Below are 15,148 nucleotides of genomic sequence, written 5' to 3' on the forward strand. Positions count from 1 at the left end.
AATCCAGCATGTTGCCACACCGTCACCCGCGACCCGCGAATCCAGTCTCGACAGCACCGACATTCGCCCTGAGCCGTACCTGCACCGCCGTGCACATGGCTTTGCTGTTTGGCCTGAGCGGCGTTGCGATGGGCGCCCTCGGCGAGACGCAGGAGCAGGCTGAGAAAGCTCGCACAGCGCCCGACAAAGGCAGCCTGGTGCTGTCCGAGACCACAATCGAAGGCACCCAGGACACGCTTGGCACCCTGATGCCCGAGTACGCCGGCGGACAAGTGGCAACCGGTGGGCGGGTCGGCCTGCTCGGCAACAAAGACATCATGGAGACGCCCTTCAGCACCATCAGCTACACCGACAAATACATTCGGGACAGGCAGGCCAAGGACATCACCGACGTGATCGCCGCCACCGACCCGTCGGTGTTCAACAATGGTATCAAGGGCACCTACGGCGAGAACTATTCGATCCGCGGTTTCGGCGTGAGCGTCAGCGACATGACCGTCGACGGCCTCTACGGCATGGCGCCTTTCTACCGGGCATCGCCGGAAATGTACGAGCGTATCGAAGTGCTCAAGGGCCCCTCGGCGCTGCTCAATGGCATGCCACCCGGCGGCTCGGTGGGCGGCATCGTCAACTTGATTCCAAAACGCGCTGGCGATACCCCGCTGACGCGTCTGACCGGCACCTACCAATCGGATGCACAGTTCGGTGGGCATCTGGACATCGGTCGACGCTTCGGCGAGGGCAACCAATTCGGTGTGCGCTTCAACGGTGTCTACCGTGACGGCGACACCGCCACCGATGACCAGTCGTCGCGCAACGTGCTGTCGTCGCTGGCGCTGGACTGGCGCGGCGAGCGCGCCCGGCTGTCCGTCGACCTCTTCGACGCCGACGATCGTGTCAACGGTCAGAACCGCGGCATTGGCCTGGCTGCCGGCGTCGGCATTCCCAAGCCGCCGAAAGCGGGAACGCTGCTCAACCCTGACTGGGCCTACGTCGAAACCAAGGACAAAGGCGTCATCCTGCGCGGCGAGTACGACCTCAGCGACGCCGTGATGGCCTACGGCGCGGTGGGCACCAGCAAAACCCATTACCAGTACAGCGGAGCCATATCCTCGGCCGTGATCAATGCGGCGGGTGATTTCAGAACGACCATGGGGCTGCTGAAAACCGAAATCGAGAAAACCTCGGCCGAGGTCGGCCTGCGTGGTCATTTCGATACGTTCGGCATCAATCACCAGTGGTCGGTGAACGCTACCCAATACAGTGACAAGGAAAAAAACTTCGGTCTTCGTGCGGTCCCCAATTCAATCGTGACCACCAACATCTACCACCCTGTCTGGGGAGCAAAATCGCCCGAGTCCTGGCCGCCGGTTTCGCACACCGAAAACGACCTGAAGAGCTACGGCATAGCCGACACTCTGTCGATGTTCGACAATCGCCTACAGGTCACTGCGGGTGTGCGCCGTCAGGAAGTGGTCACCGATACGTTCAGCGTCGTCACCGGCGCGCGCAACCGACCCAATTATGATACCCATGCCACCTCCCCTGCAGGCGCCATCCTGTTCAAGCTCACCGACAACCTGTCGCTGTATGCCAACTACATCGAGGGCCTGAGCAAGGGTGCCTCGGCGCCTGCGAGCGCCGCCAACGCCGGTGATGTGTTCGCGCCGTTCAAGTCCAAGCAGAAGGAAGTCGGCCTCAAGCTCGACCTGGGCACCTTCACCCACACCCTGGCGGTGTTCGAGATCAAGCGCCCGAACGCCTACACCGACCCGGCCACCAATATCTATTCGTTCGGCGGTGAACAGCGCAACCGCGGCGTGGAGTGGGGTTTCTTCGGCTCGCCGATGATGGATGTGCGGCTGATGGGCGGTGTTGCCTACGTCGACCCGGAAGTGACCAAGAGCGCCGGTGGCGCCACGGACGGCAAGAAGGCCACCGGTTATCCCAAACTGCAGGGCAAGCTCGGCATGGAATGGGACACGCCCCTGCTTGAAGGCCTGACGCTGACCGCCAATGCCACGGCGGTCTCCGAGCAATACATCAACGCCGACAACAGCCTGTCCGTCCCCGGCTACACCCTTTTCGATGCCGGTGCGCGTTACACCACGCACGTCTCCAACAAACCCGTGACCTTGCGTGCCAACGTGCGCAACCTGACCGACAAGGATTACTGGGGCATGCCGCTCACTCAGAGCCTGGGCCTGGGCGCTCCGCGCACTTATGAGCTGTCGGCCAGCGTAGACTTCTAGAACCAGGCCGGCCCGTCGGCACTCGCTTCCCTGGGCGCAGGTCAACGTGCCGGCCCAGGGCCTTTTCGCGGCCACCGGCCGCGCCTACGAAGGCGCTGCTCGTTGGGCGGGAGCGGCCGTTCGCAGGCTCGACGCATCGCAAATGAACTTGTGACCAGACGCGGTTACAGTCACTCTCTGTAGATCCCCGTCTACCGAGCCCTACCACCGCCATGACCCGCCAGCTCCCCGCTTTCCCCTCACGGGGCCCATCCGATCACAGCGTTCGCGATCAGATCGTCGAGGCCGCCATGGCCCACTTCGGCCATTACGGCTATGACAAGACCACGGTATCGGACCTTGCCAAGGCCATCGGCTTTTCCAAGGCCTACATCTACAAGTTCTTCGAATCCAAGCAGGCCATCGGCGAAATGATCTGCGCCAGCCGGCTGGCCATGATCATGGCCGTGGTCGACCAGGCCATGGACCAAGCCAGCAGCCCGTCCGACAAGCTGACGCGTCTGTTCAAGGCCGTGGTGGAAGCCGGCAGCGAGCTGTTTTTCCATGATCGCAAGCTCTACGACATCGCCGCTGTCGCGGCGCGGGACAACTGGCCCTCGGCGGCGGCACACGGCCAACGCCTGCATGGGCTGATCGAGCAGATCCTGCGCGAAGGCAGAGAAACCGGCGAGTTCGAACACCAGACACCTTTGGACGAAGCGAGCCATGGGATCTTTCTGGTGATGCGGCCCTACATCAGTCCAGTGCAGCTGCAATACAACCTCGAGAGCGCCTCGCTCGCCGCCGCGCAACTGCCCGCCTTGATACTGAGGAGCCTGGCACCCTGATATGTGACCATTGACTGATTTGGTCACTAGTATCAGAATCGGATTCCTTCAACCCGCTTGCGTAAGGAATCCCATGTCTCGGCTTAGCGCTCCAGTGCTCGGCATTTGCCTGCTGCCTGTGTTTCTGACCGCCTGCGACGGCCAGCCCAGCACTGTCGACCCGCGCACACAGCCACCTTTGGTAAGGGTGATCGAGGCCGGCCATGCAACGGATGTCGACCGCGCGTTTACCGGGGTGGTGGCAGCGCGCGTGCAAAGCGACCTGGGCTTTCGAGTGGGGGGCAAGGTCGTGGAGCGTTTCGTCGATGCTGGCCAGTCGGTCAGCCGCGGACAGCGGTTGATGCGACTCGACCCCGCCGACCTGGCACTGCAGTCCAACGCCCGCGAGCAAGCCGTGGCCGCTGCCCAGGCGCTGGCCACGCAGACTGCGAACGATGAGCGGCGCAATCGCCAACTGGTTGCCAGCGGCGCCATTTCCGCTGCCAACTACGACCGCTTCAAGTCAGCGGCCGACACTGCCCGAGCCGATCTGGTAGCACTGCAGGCGCAGGCAGCCGTGGGCCGCAACGAAGCCAGCTACGCTACCCTGACCGCGGATTCCGACGGTGTGGTCGTGGCCACCCTGGCCGAACCAGGCCAGGTCGTGAGCGCCGGACAACCTGTGGTGAAGCTGGCCAAGGCAGGCCTGCGCGAAGCGGTCGTGCAACTGCCCGAAACCCTGCGGCCGGCGCCGGGCAGCACCGCCCAGGCCAGGCTGTTCGGCAGTTCCGGCAACAGCGTCAGCGCCACGCTGCGACAGCTGGCCGACGCTGCCGACCCGCTGACCCGCACCTTCGAAGCGCGCTATGTGCTGAACGGCGAACAGGCCAATGCGCCGCTGGGCTCGACCGTGACCCTTGCCATTGCCCCGACGCCTTCGCTAGCCGACGCCCTGAGCGTGCCCATGGCCGCCATTCACGACCCAGGCAACGGGCCAGGTGTGTGGATCGTCGCGGGCACGCCGGCGGTGATCGCATGGCGGGCAATCCAGGTCGTCGGCCTGGGAGATGACACAGCCACTGTGCGCGGCGTGCTTCCAGGTGAGCGGTTGGTTGCCCTGGGCCCGCACCTGCTTCATGAGGGCGAGGAAGTGCTGCTGGCGCCGCAGGATCTGCGCGTCCAGGCCGGGTCTCAGCCATGAGCGGCAGTCGCTTCAACCTGTCCGCCCTCGCCGTGCGCGAGCGGTCGGTGACGCTGTTCCTGATTTTCCTGATCGCCATCGTCGGCACCCTGTCGTTCTTCAAGCTGGGCCGCGCCGAGGATCCGCCGTTCACGGTAAAGCAGATGACCGTGGTCACGGCCTGGCCCGGCGCGACCGCGCAGCAGATGCAGGACCTGGTGGCCGAGCCTCTGGAGAAGCGTCTGCAGGAGTTGAAATGGTACGAGCGCAGCGAAACCTACACCCGACCGGGCCTGGCCTTCACCCTCCTGTTTCTGCAGGACAAGACCCCGCCTGCTCAGGTCGAGGACGAGTTCTACCAGGCACGCAAAAAGCTCAGCGATGCGGCCAGTAGCCTGCCGGCCGGGGTGGTCGGACCCATGGTCAACGATGAGTTCGCCGACGTCACCTTCGCCCTGTTCGCGCTCAAGGCGCAAGGCGAGCCGCAACGCCTGCTGGTGCGTGAAGCCGAATCACTGCGTCAGCGCCTGCTGCACGTACCCGGGGTGAAGAAGGTCAATATCATTGGCGAGCAGTCCGAACGGATCTTCGTGTCCTTTTCCCATGAGCGCCTGGCGACGCTGGGCGTTTCGCCGCAGGACATCTTCGCCAGCCTGAACGGACAGAACAGGCTGACCGCCGCAGGCGCCATAGAAACCCAAGGCCCTCAAGTCGTGGTACGACTCGACGGTGCCTTCGGCACGTTGGACGCCATTCGCGACACGCCTGTCGTCGCCGGCCAGCGCACGCTCAAGCTGGGCGATGTGGCCACGGTTGCGCGCGGCTACGAAGACCCGGCCACGTTCATGGTGCGCCATCAGGGTGAACCGGCGCTGCTTCTCGGTGTGGTCATGCGTGATGGCTGGAACGGTCTGGAGCTGGGCAAGGCGCTGGCCGGCGAGACGGCGCGGATCAGCTCCGGGATGCCCTTGGGCATGACCTTCGCGCAGGTCACCGATCAGTCGGTGAACATCGGTTCGGCAGTGAACGAGTTCATGATCAAGTTCTTCGTCGCCCTGCTGGTGGTCATGGTGGTGTGCTTCGTGAGCATGGGCTGGCGCGTCGGCGTGGTGGTTGCGGCGGCGGTGCCGCTGACCCTGGCGATCGTGTTCGTGGTCATGGAAGCCACCGGCAAGCATTTCGACCGCATCACCCTGGGCTCGCTGATCCTGGCACTGGGGCTGCTGGTGGACGATGCAATCATCGCCATCGAGATGATGGTGGTGAAAATGGAGGAAGGCTACGACCGCATCGAAGCGTCGGCCTATGCCTGGAGCCACACCGCGGCGCCCATGCTGGCCGGCACCCTGGTGACCGCCGTCGGCTTCATGCCCAACGGCTTCGCCCAGTCCACGGCCGGCGAGTACACCAGCAACATGTTCTGGATCGTCGGCATCGCGCTGATCGCATCCTGGGTAGTGGCAGTGGTGTTCACCCCCTATCTGGGGGTGAAGCTGCTGCCGGCGATCAAGGCCGTCGAAGGCGGTCATGCAGCGATCTACGACACCCCTCACTACAACCGTTTTCGCCGGTTCCTGAATCAGGTCATTCGCTGGAAATGGCCGGTGGCAGGCTTGGTGCTCCTGTCTTTCGCCCTGGCGATCGTGGGCATGGCACAGGTCAAGAAGCAGTTCTTCCCCACCTCGGATCGGCCGGAAGTGCTGATCGAAGTGCAGATGCCCTATGGCACGGCCATCGAGCAGACCAGCGCAGCCACCGCCAAGATCGAGGCCTGGCTGCGCCAGCAGGACGCGGCAAAGGTCGTGACTGCCTACATCGGCCAGGGCCCGCCGCGGTTCTATCTGGCGATGGCGCCCGAACTGCCGGACCCTTCGTTCGCCAAGATCGTCGTGCTTGCCGACAGCCAGGCTGCGCGCGAGGCCCTCAAGCTGAAGATCCGCGAGGCCGTGGCTCGGGGCCTGGCCCCCGAAGCGCGGGTGCGGGTGACCCAGCTGGTGTTCGGGCCCTACTCTCCCTACCCGGTGGCCTACCGCGTCATGGGGCCGGATCCGCAAGTGCTGCGTGAAATCGCCGGCAGGGTGCAGACGGTCATGCAGGGCAGCACGATGATGCGCACCGTCAACCTCGACTGGGGGCCGCGGGTGCCCACCCTGCATTTCGTCCTGGACCAGGATCGCCTGCAGGCTATGGGCCTTAGTTCCGCTATGGTTGCCGAGCAGCTGCAGTTCCTGTTGTCCGGGGTACCGATCACCGCCGTGCGCGAGGACATTCGTTCGGTACAGGTGGTCGGCCGGGCAGCCGGGGGGATCCGCCTCGACCCGGCGAAAATCGGCGGCTTCACTCTCGTGGGCGGCAATGGCCAGCGCATCCCGCTGTCACAGATAGGCGCTGTCGAGGTCCGCATGGAAGATCCGCTTCTGCGCCGCCGCGATCGGGTGCCTACCTTGACCGTACGCGGCGACATCGCCGAACACCTGCAGCCGCCGGATGTCTCCAGCCAACTGACGAAAGCCCTGCAACCGATCATCGCCACGCTTCCCGACGGCTACCGCATCGAACAGGCAGGCTCCATCGAAGAATCGGCCAAGGCCACCGCGGCACTGGCGCCGCTGTTTCCGATCATGATCGCCATCACCCTGCTGATCATCATCCTGCAGACCCGCTCGATGTCAGCCATGACCATGGTGTTCCTCACCGCCCCATTGGGGCTGATCGGCGTGGTGCCTACACTGCTGCTGTTCAACCAGCCGTTCGGCATCAATGCCCTGGTCGGGCTGATCGCGCTGTCTGGCATTCTGATGCGCAACACGCTGATTCTGATCGGGCAGATCGACCTCAATGAGAAGAACGGCCTGGAGCCCTTCCACGCCGTGGTCGAAGCCACCGTGCAGCGCGCCCGGCCGGTGCTGCTGACGGCGCTGGCGGCGATCCTGGCGTTCATTCCACTGACCCATTCGGTGTTCTGGGGCACCTTGGCCTACACCCTCATAGGGGGCACGTTCGGCGGGACGGTGATGACCCTGATATTCCTCCCCGCGATGTATTCAATCTGGTACCGCATTCGTCCGGATACCCGTTCAACACGTCATCCAATGACAGGCTTGGAGAAACACCCATGAACAATCGACAGGGTCAGAAACGCATCGTCGTCACCGGTACCGGGCTGGTGACGCCGCTGGGATGCGGCGTCTACGAGGTCTGGCGGCGGCTGTTGGCGGGCGCTTCGGGCATCAGCCCTTTGCCTGCGCACATCGGTGAAGGTACCGGGGTCGCCGTGGCCGGGCAGGTTCCTACGCTGGAGGCCGACCCGGTGGCAGGCTACGATGCGCAGGCGCTGATACCGGCCAAGGAGCGCAAGAAGATGGACCGCTTCATCGAGTTCGCCCTGGTCGCCGCGCATGAGGCGCTGTGCCAGGCCAGATGGCACCCCACCAGCGAAGCCCAGCAGCAGCGCACGGCAACCGTCATCGGCTCGGGCGTCGGCGGCTTCGGCGCGCTCGCCGGGGCCGTGCGCACGACCGACGAGCGCGGACCGCGACGGTTGTCACCGTTCACCGCGCCATCGTTCCTGGCCAACATGGCGGCCGGGCACGTGTCCATCAGCAATGGATTCAAAGGCCCCCTGGGTGCTCCGGTCACCGCGTGCGCCGCGGGCGTGCAGGCGATCGGCGATGCCGCACGGCTGATCCGCAGCGGTGAAGCCGACATTGCCATCTGTGGCGGAACCGAGGCGGCCATCGACCGCGTCACCCTGGGCTGTTTCGCCGCCGCGCGTGCGCTGTCCACGGGTTTCAACGACCGGCCGAGCGAGGCATCGCGGCCGTTCGACCAGGATCGCGACGGGTTCGTGATGTCCGAGGGTGCGGGCCTGCTGGTGATCGAATCGCTCGAACATGCGTTGGCCCGAGGCGCGACGCCGCTGGCGGAACTGGTTGGGTATGGCACCAGTGCCGACGCCTACCACCTGACGGCCGGCCCGGAAGATGGCAGCGGAGCCCGCCGGGCCATGGAACAGGCCCTGCGCCAGGGCGACATCGACGCCCAGGATGTGCAGCACATCAATGCCCACGCGACGTCTACGCCAGTCGGCGACAAGGGTGAGCTGGCGGCCATTCGCGCCTTGTTCGGCACTCGGGCCGGCCTTGCCATCACCTCGACCAAGTCGGCCACCGGCCACCTGCTGGGCGCCGCTGGTGGGATCGAGGCCATCTTTACCGTGTTGGCCTTGCGCGATCAAATTGCACCGCCGACGTTGAACCTGCACACGCCGGACGAGGCGGCAGCCGGGCTCGATCTGGTCGGTCCGACTGCACGCAAGACAGCGATAACCTACGCCCTGTCCAACGGCTTCGGCTTCGGCGGCGTCAACGCCAGTGCATTGTTCCGGCGCTGGGAGGGCCGCTAGCCGTCTGCCCACCCAATCCCCTGAGCGGGCTCTGCCCGCGAAAAGGACGCTGCGGTGAATCAGGCAGACCGCAGTGCACCCTTCGCGGCCGATGACCGCTCCTACGGGGGGAGAAATACGCCAAGCCATCGTAGGAGCGGTCCGTGGCCGCGAAAAGGACGCTGCGGTGAATCAGGCAGACCGCAGTGCGCCCTTCGCGGCCGATGACCGCTCCTACGGGGGAAGAAATACGCCAAGCCATCGTAGGAGCGGTCCGTGGCCGCGAAAAGGACGCTGCGGTGAATCAGGCAGACCGCAGTGCGCCCTTCGCGGTAGATGACCGCTCCTACGGGGGAAGAAATACACCAACCCATCGTAGGAGCGGTCCGTGGCCGCGAAAAGGCGCTGCGGTGCATCTGGCCGACCGCGGCGCGCCCTTCGCGGGCAGAGACCCGCTCCCACAAGGGCGAGCGGCGCATTGATCTCACTGATGATCACTATCAAGCGCCGCGCCTCCCAGGCTGCGGCAACCCTCCCCTATAATCGCCGCCAATTCCCCCGCTCTTCACGCCTGCCCGCAGGCGACACGCCCCTTTGGAACCGATGCCCATGCCCACCCTTCACTCGGCCGCCCCCGGCCTTTCCGAACGTACCCCGCAAAGCGTCAAGCAACAGTGGCTGGCGATCCTCTCGGTCGCCGTCGGCGCCTTCGCTCTGGTGACCAGCGAATTTCTGCCCGTGGGTGTGCTCAACGATGTTGCCAGCGACCTGGGCATCAGTGCCGGTCGCGCCGGCCTGATGGTCACCCTGCCAGGGATCATGGCTGCGCTTGCTGCGCCCTTGCTGTCGGTGGGCATCGGTGCGATGGACCGTCGCTACCTGCTGACCGGCCTGACGCTGATCATGATCATCGCCAACACCATCGTGGCCTTCGCCAGCGATTTCAACGTCCTGCTGATCGGCCGCGTGTTGCTGGGCGTCAGCATCGGCGGCTTCTGGGCCACGGCCATCGCCTTGAGCGGTCGACTGGCGCCCAAGGGCGTCGGCGTGGCCAAGGCAACGTCGATCATCATGATGGGCGTGACCCTGGCCACGGTACTGGGCGTGCCCGTAGGCACCTGGCTCAGTGGCCTGATGGGCTGGCGCATGACCTTCCTGGTCACCGCGCTGGTGGGCGTGCCGGTACTGCTGGCGCAGATCTTCCTGCTGCCGCCGCTGTATCCGGACCGGGCCATTCGGGTCAGGGACCTGCCTGCACTGTTCACCAATGCACAGGCGCGGGTCGGCTTGATCGCCGTATTGCTGATCGGCCTGGCGCACTTCGCCGCGTACACCTACGTGGCACCGTTCTTCAAGCAGAGCGCCGGCTTCGATGGGTCCACCATCGGCTCGCTGTTGCTGCTCTACGGCATGGCCGGCGTGCTGGGCAATGTATTCGCCGGCTTCGCCGCCAACCGCAGCGTGCGCAATACGTTGTTGCTGGTGGCCCTGATGATCGGCACCAGCACCGCCCTGTTCCCCCATTTCGCCACTGGTATCACCGGGGCCGCCATGCTGATAGCCCTCTGGGGCTTCGCTTTCGGGGCTTTCCCGGCCTGCGCCAGCATCTGGATGTTCGTGGTCGCGCCCAAGGATGTGGAGCGCGGCATGCCCCTGTTCGTTGCGCTGTTTCAGGTGATCATTGCCCTGGGGTCGTTCTTCGGCGGGCAGATCGTCGATCGGTTGGGCAGCTCGGTGCTGTTGAGCCTGGCCACGGCACTGGTTGGCGCGGGGTTCGCCACGGTGTTGGTGTTGGGCCGCAATGTCAGCAACAACGTGGTGGCTCAACCCGCCTGAGCCCGACTGCGCCGAACGTTGCCGGCAGGTCGTCGGCGCAGCAGCGCGCTTCGCAAAAAAAGTTGAACTGCTTTTCCAGCCGTTCGCCTAATGATCAGCTTGTGAATATTCCCACAGGCACTGTGTCAATATCGGCACTTTCTCCAGAGGTGGTCAACGTGGCTAAAGACGAGAAGAAAACCAAAAGCGATGCTTCGAAAGCCAGCAAGGAAATGAAGGACAAAAAGTCGTCACCGGAAAAGAAATCCGCCGCAGCCTCAGCGCTTTCGAAGTCCTCCGACAAGGACAAGAAAGACAAGAAGAAAGACGCCGAGCCGAAGAAAACTGCCAAGAAAGCCGACAGCAAGCCTGAAAAGGCCAAAAAGTCTGACAAGGTCGAAAAAGCAGAAAAGCCTGCGAAGAAGAAAAAATGATATCCGTTGTCTGCTAGGGCCTTGCGCCCTAGCGTCCCACCCCTCGATAGCCCTGTTCCCCCGCCAAACCTCTTTTGCCTCGACGGCCAAGGCTTTATGCCAGGCTCATGCGCGCGTCTGATTCACCACCACTACGGTCAGCCAGGGCATTCGATAGATCTTCACCGGCTGGGTGCGGGCGAGCATTTCGAGCATGCCGGGAATGTCGTCGAGGTTGAACACGCCACTCACTGCCGTGGTCGGCAGGCTGCCCGCGATCACCAGCGAGCCAGGCAGATAGCGTTCAATGTCCGCGAACACCTCGGCCAACGGCTGGCGGTTGAAGATCAACTTGCCGCGCTGCCAGGCCGACGCGCTGCCCAGGTCCAGAGCGCCGGTCGGCGACGGCGCCGTTCCCGCAACGTATTCAAGACGCTGGGCGGCCCTCAGGGGAACCACCGCCCCGCCAGACGAAACCTTCACTTCACCCTCCGTCACCCCGACACGCACCTGTTCACCCTGCCGATCGACATCGAAGCGGGTGCCCACGGCCTGTACGCTGCCGCCCGACGCCTGCACCACGAAAGGACGCGAGGCGTCCTTGCTCACCTGGAACAGCGCTTCGCCCTTGATCAGGCTGATCTCGCGCCGCGACGAGGAATAGCGAACCGATAAAGCCGAGCCGCTGTTCAACCACACCTGGCTGCCATCTTCGAGGGTCAGCGCCCGTCGCTCGCCGACCGCCGTGGCATAGTCGGCGAAATACACCTTGGCCGGCTCGCTCAACCCGGTCAGGGCCAGGGCGCCCACCCCGGCTGCCAGCGCCGCCCAGCGCAGCGGCCTGCGCGTGACCTTGGTGGGCACAACGAAGCGCTGCGCGGCGCAAGTCTGGGGAAGTGCCTGCCAGATCCGCTCGGCCAGGCGTGCCGCTGCCTCGTGGTCCGCGCTCTGTCCGCGCCAGCGGGCAAAGGCGCTGCGATCCGCCTCGCTGGCGCGGCCCGATGTCAGGTGCACCCACTGCTCGATGGCCTGGTCCTCCAGGTCGACGGCAGAAGCACTCGGATGGGTGGGCTCGGTCATGATAATGGGCTCGCGGTCGTTGCCGCATAGACGTCAGTACCGTGCATTCTAAGGGCACTCCGACTGACGAAGCCAATCGCGACAATGACGCATGGCGTGCACCATGTACTTGCCTACCGAGCTTTCCGACACCCCGAGGCGTGTGGCGATCTCTGCGTGAGTAAGGCCTTCGAGGCGACTGAGCAGCAACGCCAGACGGGCATTGCTGGGCAGGCGCTGCAGGGCCTTGTCGAGTTGCTCGATGGCTTCGGCGGCAAGAAAGGAGCGTTCCGGCGAGGCCATGGGATCACAAGGTTCCTCGTCGGGTTCATCGACCTGCAGCGCGCAATAGCGCCGTTCCTGGCGCAGGCGGTCGATGGCCAGGTTGCCGGCCACGCGGAAGACGAAAGCGCGGGGCTCGAGGATCTGCGCCGTGTCGGCCAGGCCAGCCAGGCGCACGTAGGTGTCCTGCGCCACGTCGGCAGCCTTTTCCACATTCCCCAAGCGCCGTGCCAGAAAGGCCAACAGGTCGGCATAGTGCTCCTGAAAGACCATCAGCAAAGGGTTGGAGTTGGGTGACACGGACATGCGCACGGCCCAGGCGATCGAGGCGCGCATCCTATCCCACTTGAGAACAGTTATCATCAGATTGGCAGATGATAATGAAAATATTTTCAATCTGGATGGCAAGGTCGGGTCACCTCGTTCGTCGTTGGAGTGAGAAGCATGATTCTCGGGCATTCCGCCTCCATTGGCTTACGGACGTTTACAGATGCAGGCACGTTTCCCTTCGTTCACTCCCGCTACCGGTCGCACCCTGAGCCTGGCATTGATGCTGGCCATGACGGCGGGCCTGCCACTGCTTGCGCCTTCGGCACAGGGGGCAGAAGCGACCACCGTCCTGAACCTGCAATCGGCAGAACAGTCGCTGGATCAGGCGCTGACCCGACTGGCAGACCAGGCCAACGTGCGCCTGATCTTCAACTCCTCGGATGTGGCCAACCTGCGCGCACCGGCCTTGAAAGGCCGATACACCCTCGACCAGGCCCTGCAGACGCTGCTGCGCGGCAGCGGCTTCGGCTGGCAGATGCTCGATGCACGCACCCTGGTGCTGCAGAAGCTGCCCGCGCGCGACGATCCCGCCATGGCTCTGGGCGCCACCACCGTCAATGCCATGAACGATCTGGGCAGCAGCACCGACGGCACGGGCTCGTATACCACTGGTAGCAGCAGCACCGCCGCGAAACTCAACCTGAGCCTCAAGGACACCCCGCAGACCGTCAGCGTGGTGACCCGGCAACTGATGGACGACAAGAAGCTCACCAGTCTGGACAAGGTGCTGGAACAAACCCCGGGCATCACGTTCCAGTACCGAAACTTCGGCGGGCATGTGTACACCTCCCGCGGTTTCTCGCTGCTGGCGGAAAGCTTTCTGGTGGACGGTGTGCCTGGCCAGGGCTATCAGATCACCGGGTGGATGAAGCCCGACACTGCCATCTACGACCGGGTCGAAGTGCTGCGCGGCGCGGCGGGCCTGCTGGTGGGCGCAGGCGAGCCGGGCGGCGCGGTGAACCTGGTGCGCAAGCGACCGACCGCCGAACCGCGACTGACGGTACAGGCCAGCGCCGGTTCCTGGGACCGCTACCGCATGGACCTGGACGCCAGCGGCAAGCTCAACGAAACCGGCACCGTGCGCGGCCGACTGGTCACGGCCTACGAAGACAACGGTTCCTACCTCGATGAACGCAACACCCGCACGCCGCTGGTGTATGGCATCGTCGAAGCCGATATCGACCCGGACACCACCGTGAGCCTGAGCCTGCGCCACCAGGAAAACGTCATTAACGGCTATTCGATCTACGGCCTGCCGCGCTACAGCAACGGCAACGCTCTGGACATCTCCCGCTCCACTTCGCTGGTGCAGGATTGGAACCGTCACCAGAGCGAGATGAGCGAAGCATTCGCGGAAATCGAGCACCGCTTCAACGAGCGCTGGTCGAGCACCACCTCGGTGACCGTTTCCGAAGGCAGCTTCGATCAACAGATTGCCTATGCGCGACGGACCATCAGCCCGGTGACCAATACCGGTTCGGTGTTTCAGGCCGCACTGTTTCGCCAGGACAAGGTCACCAGCACCGGGGTGGACAGCCATGTCAGCGGCAATTTCGATGCCTTCGGCCTGACCCATGACGTCACCGTGGGCGGCACCTGGTCGCGCCAGGAGGCCAACACCCAGCAAGCCACCGCCAGCCTGGGCAACCGGCCACTGAACATTTTCAATGTCGACCACCATGCCATCGCCAAGCCTGCCAGGCCGGCATGGAGCACCGATATCGACATGACCGAGGAGCGGGCGGGCCTGTACGCCAACTCGCGGCTGCGCCTGAGCGAACCGCTGAGCCTGGTACTGGGTGGTCGCACCAGCTGGTACGACTACACCTACGACATCAAGCGCGGCGCCGCCCTGCCCTACGAATCCAAGGTGACACGCAAGGTCACCCCCTACGCCGGCGTGATCTACGACATCAGCGACGACTGGGCGTGGTATGCCAGCTATGCGGAAATCTTCAATGCCCAAGGCAACTACGTCGATACCAGCGGTACGCCGCTTTCACCCTCCGAAGGCGACAACTACGAAACCGGCATCAAGGGCGCGCTGTTCGATGACCGCCTGAACCTGTCGATGGCGCTGTTCTACATCAAGCAGACCAACGTCGCTCTGGTCGACCTGGCCAATACCAACTGCACCAGCAACGACTCCGAGGGCACCTGCTACGTCAACGGCACCATCAAGCGCAGCAAGGGCGTCGACCTGGAAGCCAGCGGCGAGATCCTGCCGGGCTGGCAGGTGTTCGGTGGCTACACCTTCAACCTGCTGCGCAACAATACCGAAGACGTCGAGGTGGCCTACGAGACGCCCAAGCACATGCTGCGCCTGCAGACCAGCTACAACCCGCCCGGTGCCTGGGACCGGCTGACCGTCGGGGGTGGCGTGTCGGCGCAGTCCTACTACAAGGCCTCGTCGACCACCGGGCTGGACTTTGGCAGCCAGGGTTATGCGATCTGGGATGCGCGCGTGGCCTGGAAGCTGGACGAGCACTGGAAGGTGCAGCTCAACGCCGAGAACCTGTTCGACAAGCGTTACTACACCACTGCGGTAGCGGTCGACCGCTCGAACGTGTTCGGCGAGCCGCGCAGCTACATGCTGACCCTGCGAGGCGATTTCTGATCGCGTCGGC

At 64.2% G+C, this 15,148-nt stretch carries 10 protein-coding genes; 8 read left to right on the plus strand and 2 right to left on the minus strand.

What is annotated here, in order from left to right; all coding sequences use genetic code 11:
* Nucleotides 1-8 precede the first annotated feature (8 nt).
* The 7 genes from H7993_RS04435 to H7993_RS04465 all read left to right on the plus strand — a co-directional run bounded on the left by H7993_RS04435 (nucleotide 9) and on the right by H7993_RS04465 (nucleotide 10,871).
* Nucleotides 9-2,252 (plus strand): TonB-dependent receptor, encoded by a 2,244-nt coding sequence (locus H7993_RS04435; RefSeq protein WP_240998797.1) that lies wholly within the window; start codon nucleotides 9-11, stop codon nucleotides 2,250-2,252.
* 212 nt (nucleotides 2,253-2,464) lie between these two features.
* Entirely contained in the window at nucleotides 2,465-3,079 is a 615-nt protein-coding gene (locus H7993_RS04440; RefSeq protein WP_185793580.1) for a TetR/AcrR family transcriptional regulator, read from the plus strand.
* Between the two features lie 73 nt (nucleotides 3,080-3,152).
* Complete coding sequence (locus H7993_RS04445) at nucleotides 3,153-4,259, plus strand: efflux RND transporter periplasmic adaptor subunit (RefSeq protein ID WP_185793581.1); 1,107 nt, start codon at nucleotides 3,153-3,155, stop codon at nucleotides 4,257-4,259.
* Entirely contained in the window at nucleotides 4,256-7,357 is a 3,102-nt protein-coding gene (locus H7993_RS04450; RefSeq protein ID WP_185793582.1) for an efflux RND transporter permease subunit, read from the plus strand. The genes H7993_RS04445 and H7993_RS04450 overlap by 4 nt, the downstream gene beginning before the upstream one ends.
* Nucleotides 7,354-8,643, plus strand: coding sequence for a beta-ketoacyl-ACP synthase II (fabF, locus tag H7993_RS04455; protein ID WP_185793583.1), 1,290 nt, complete (start codon nucleotides 7,354-7,356; stop codon nucleotides 8,641-8,643). The genes H7993_RS04450 and fabF overlap by 4 nt, the downstream gene beginning before the upstream one ends.
* Before the next feature lie 588 nt (nucleotides 8,644-9,231).
* Complete coding sequence (locus H7993_RS04460; RefSeq protein ID WP_185793584.1) at nucleotides 9,232-10,458, plus strand: MFS transporter; 1,227 nt, start codon at nucleotides 9,232-9,234, stop codon at nucleotides 10,456-10,458.
* A 149-nt stretch (nucleotides 10,459-10,607) separates the two neighbouring features.
* Complete coding sequence (locus H7993_RS04465; protein ID WP_163007615.1) at nucleotides 10,608-10,871, plus strand: hypothetical protein; 264 nt, start codon at nucleotides 10,608-10,610, stop codon at nucleotides 10,869-10,871.
* Between the two features lie 105 nt (nucleotides 10,872-10,976).
* Here the strand turns inward: H7993_RS04465 and H7993_RS04470 are convergent, their stop codons facing one another.
* Complete coding sequence (locus H7993_RS04470) at nucleotides 10,977-11,930, minus strand: FecR family protein (RefSeq protein WP_185793585.1); 954 nt, start codon at nucleotides 11,928-11,930, stop codon at nucleotides 10,977-10,979.
* 48 nt (nucleotides 11,931-11,978) lie between these two features.
* The gene (locus H7993_RS04475) at nucleotides 11,979-12,527 is read right to left on the minus strand and encodes a sigma-70 family RNA polymerase sigma factor (protein WP_244646842.1); all 549 of its coding nucleotides are present in this window, start codon (nucleotides 12,525-12,527) and stop codon (nucleotides 11,979-11,981) included.
* A gap of 154 nt (nucleotides 12,528-12,681) precedes the next feature.
* Between H7993_RS04475 and H7993_RS04480 the strand changes: the two genes are divergently transcribed.
* Nucleotides 12,682-15,138: a TonB-dependent siderophore receptor gene (locus H7993_RS04480; RefSeq protein WP_244646844.1), complete on the plus strand. Its 2,457-nt coding sequence runs from the start codon at nucleotides 12,682-12,684 to the stop codon at nucleotides 15,136-15,138.
* Nucleotides 15,139-15,148 lie beyond the last annotated feature (10 nt).

This window comes from Pseudomonas baltica (genome assembly GCF_014235765.1).
Lineage (GTDB): Bacteria > Pseudomonadota > Gammaproteobacteria > Pseudomonadales > Pseudomonadaceae > Aquipseudomonas > Aquipseudomonas baltica.

Bases quoted from the DNA above. Each gene is read 5' to 3' on its own strand.
- H7993_RS04435 (WP_240998797.1), top strand. From the start codon at position 9: ATGTTGCCACACCGTCACCCGCGACCCGCGAATCCAGTCTCGACAGCA.
- H7993_RS04440 (WP_185793580.1), top strand. From the start codon at position 2,465: ATGACCCGCCAGCTCCCCGCTTTCCCCTCACGGGGCCCATCCGATCAC.
- H7993_RS04445 (WP_185793581.1), top strand. From the start codon at position 3,153: ATGTCTCGGCTTAGCGCTCCAGTGCTCGGCATTTGCCTGCTGCCTGTG.
- H7993_RS04450 (WP_185793582.1), top strand. From the start codon at position 4,256: ATGAGCGGCAGTCGCTTCAACCTGTCCGCCCTCGCCGTGCGCGAGCGG.
- fabF (WP_185793583.1), top strand. From the start codon at position 7,354: ATGAACAATCGACAGGGTCAGAAACGCATCGTCGTCACCGGTACCGGG.
- H7993_RS04460 (WP_185793584.1), top strand. From the start codon at position 9,232: ATGCCCACCCTTCACTCGGCCGCCCCCGGCCTTTCCGAACGTACCCCG.
- H7993_RS04470 (WP_185793585.1), bottom strand. From the start codon at position 11,930: ATGACCGAGCCCACCCATCCGAGTGCTTCTGCCGTCGACCTGGAGGAC.
- H7993_RS04475 (WP_244646842.1), bottom strand. From the start codon at position 12,527: ATGCGCGCCTCGATCGCCTGGGCCGTGCGCATGTCCGTGTCACCCAAC.
- H7993_RS04480 (WP_244646844.1), top strand. From the start codon at position 12,682: ATGCAGGCACGTTTCCCTTCGTTCACTCCCGCTACCGGTCGCACCCTG.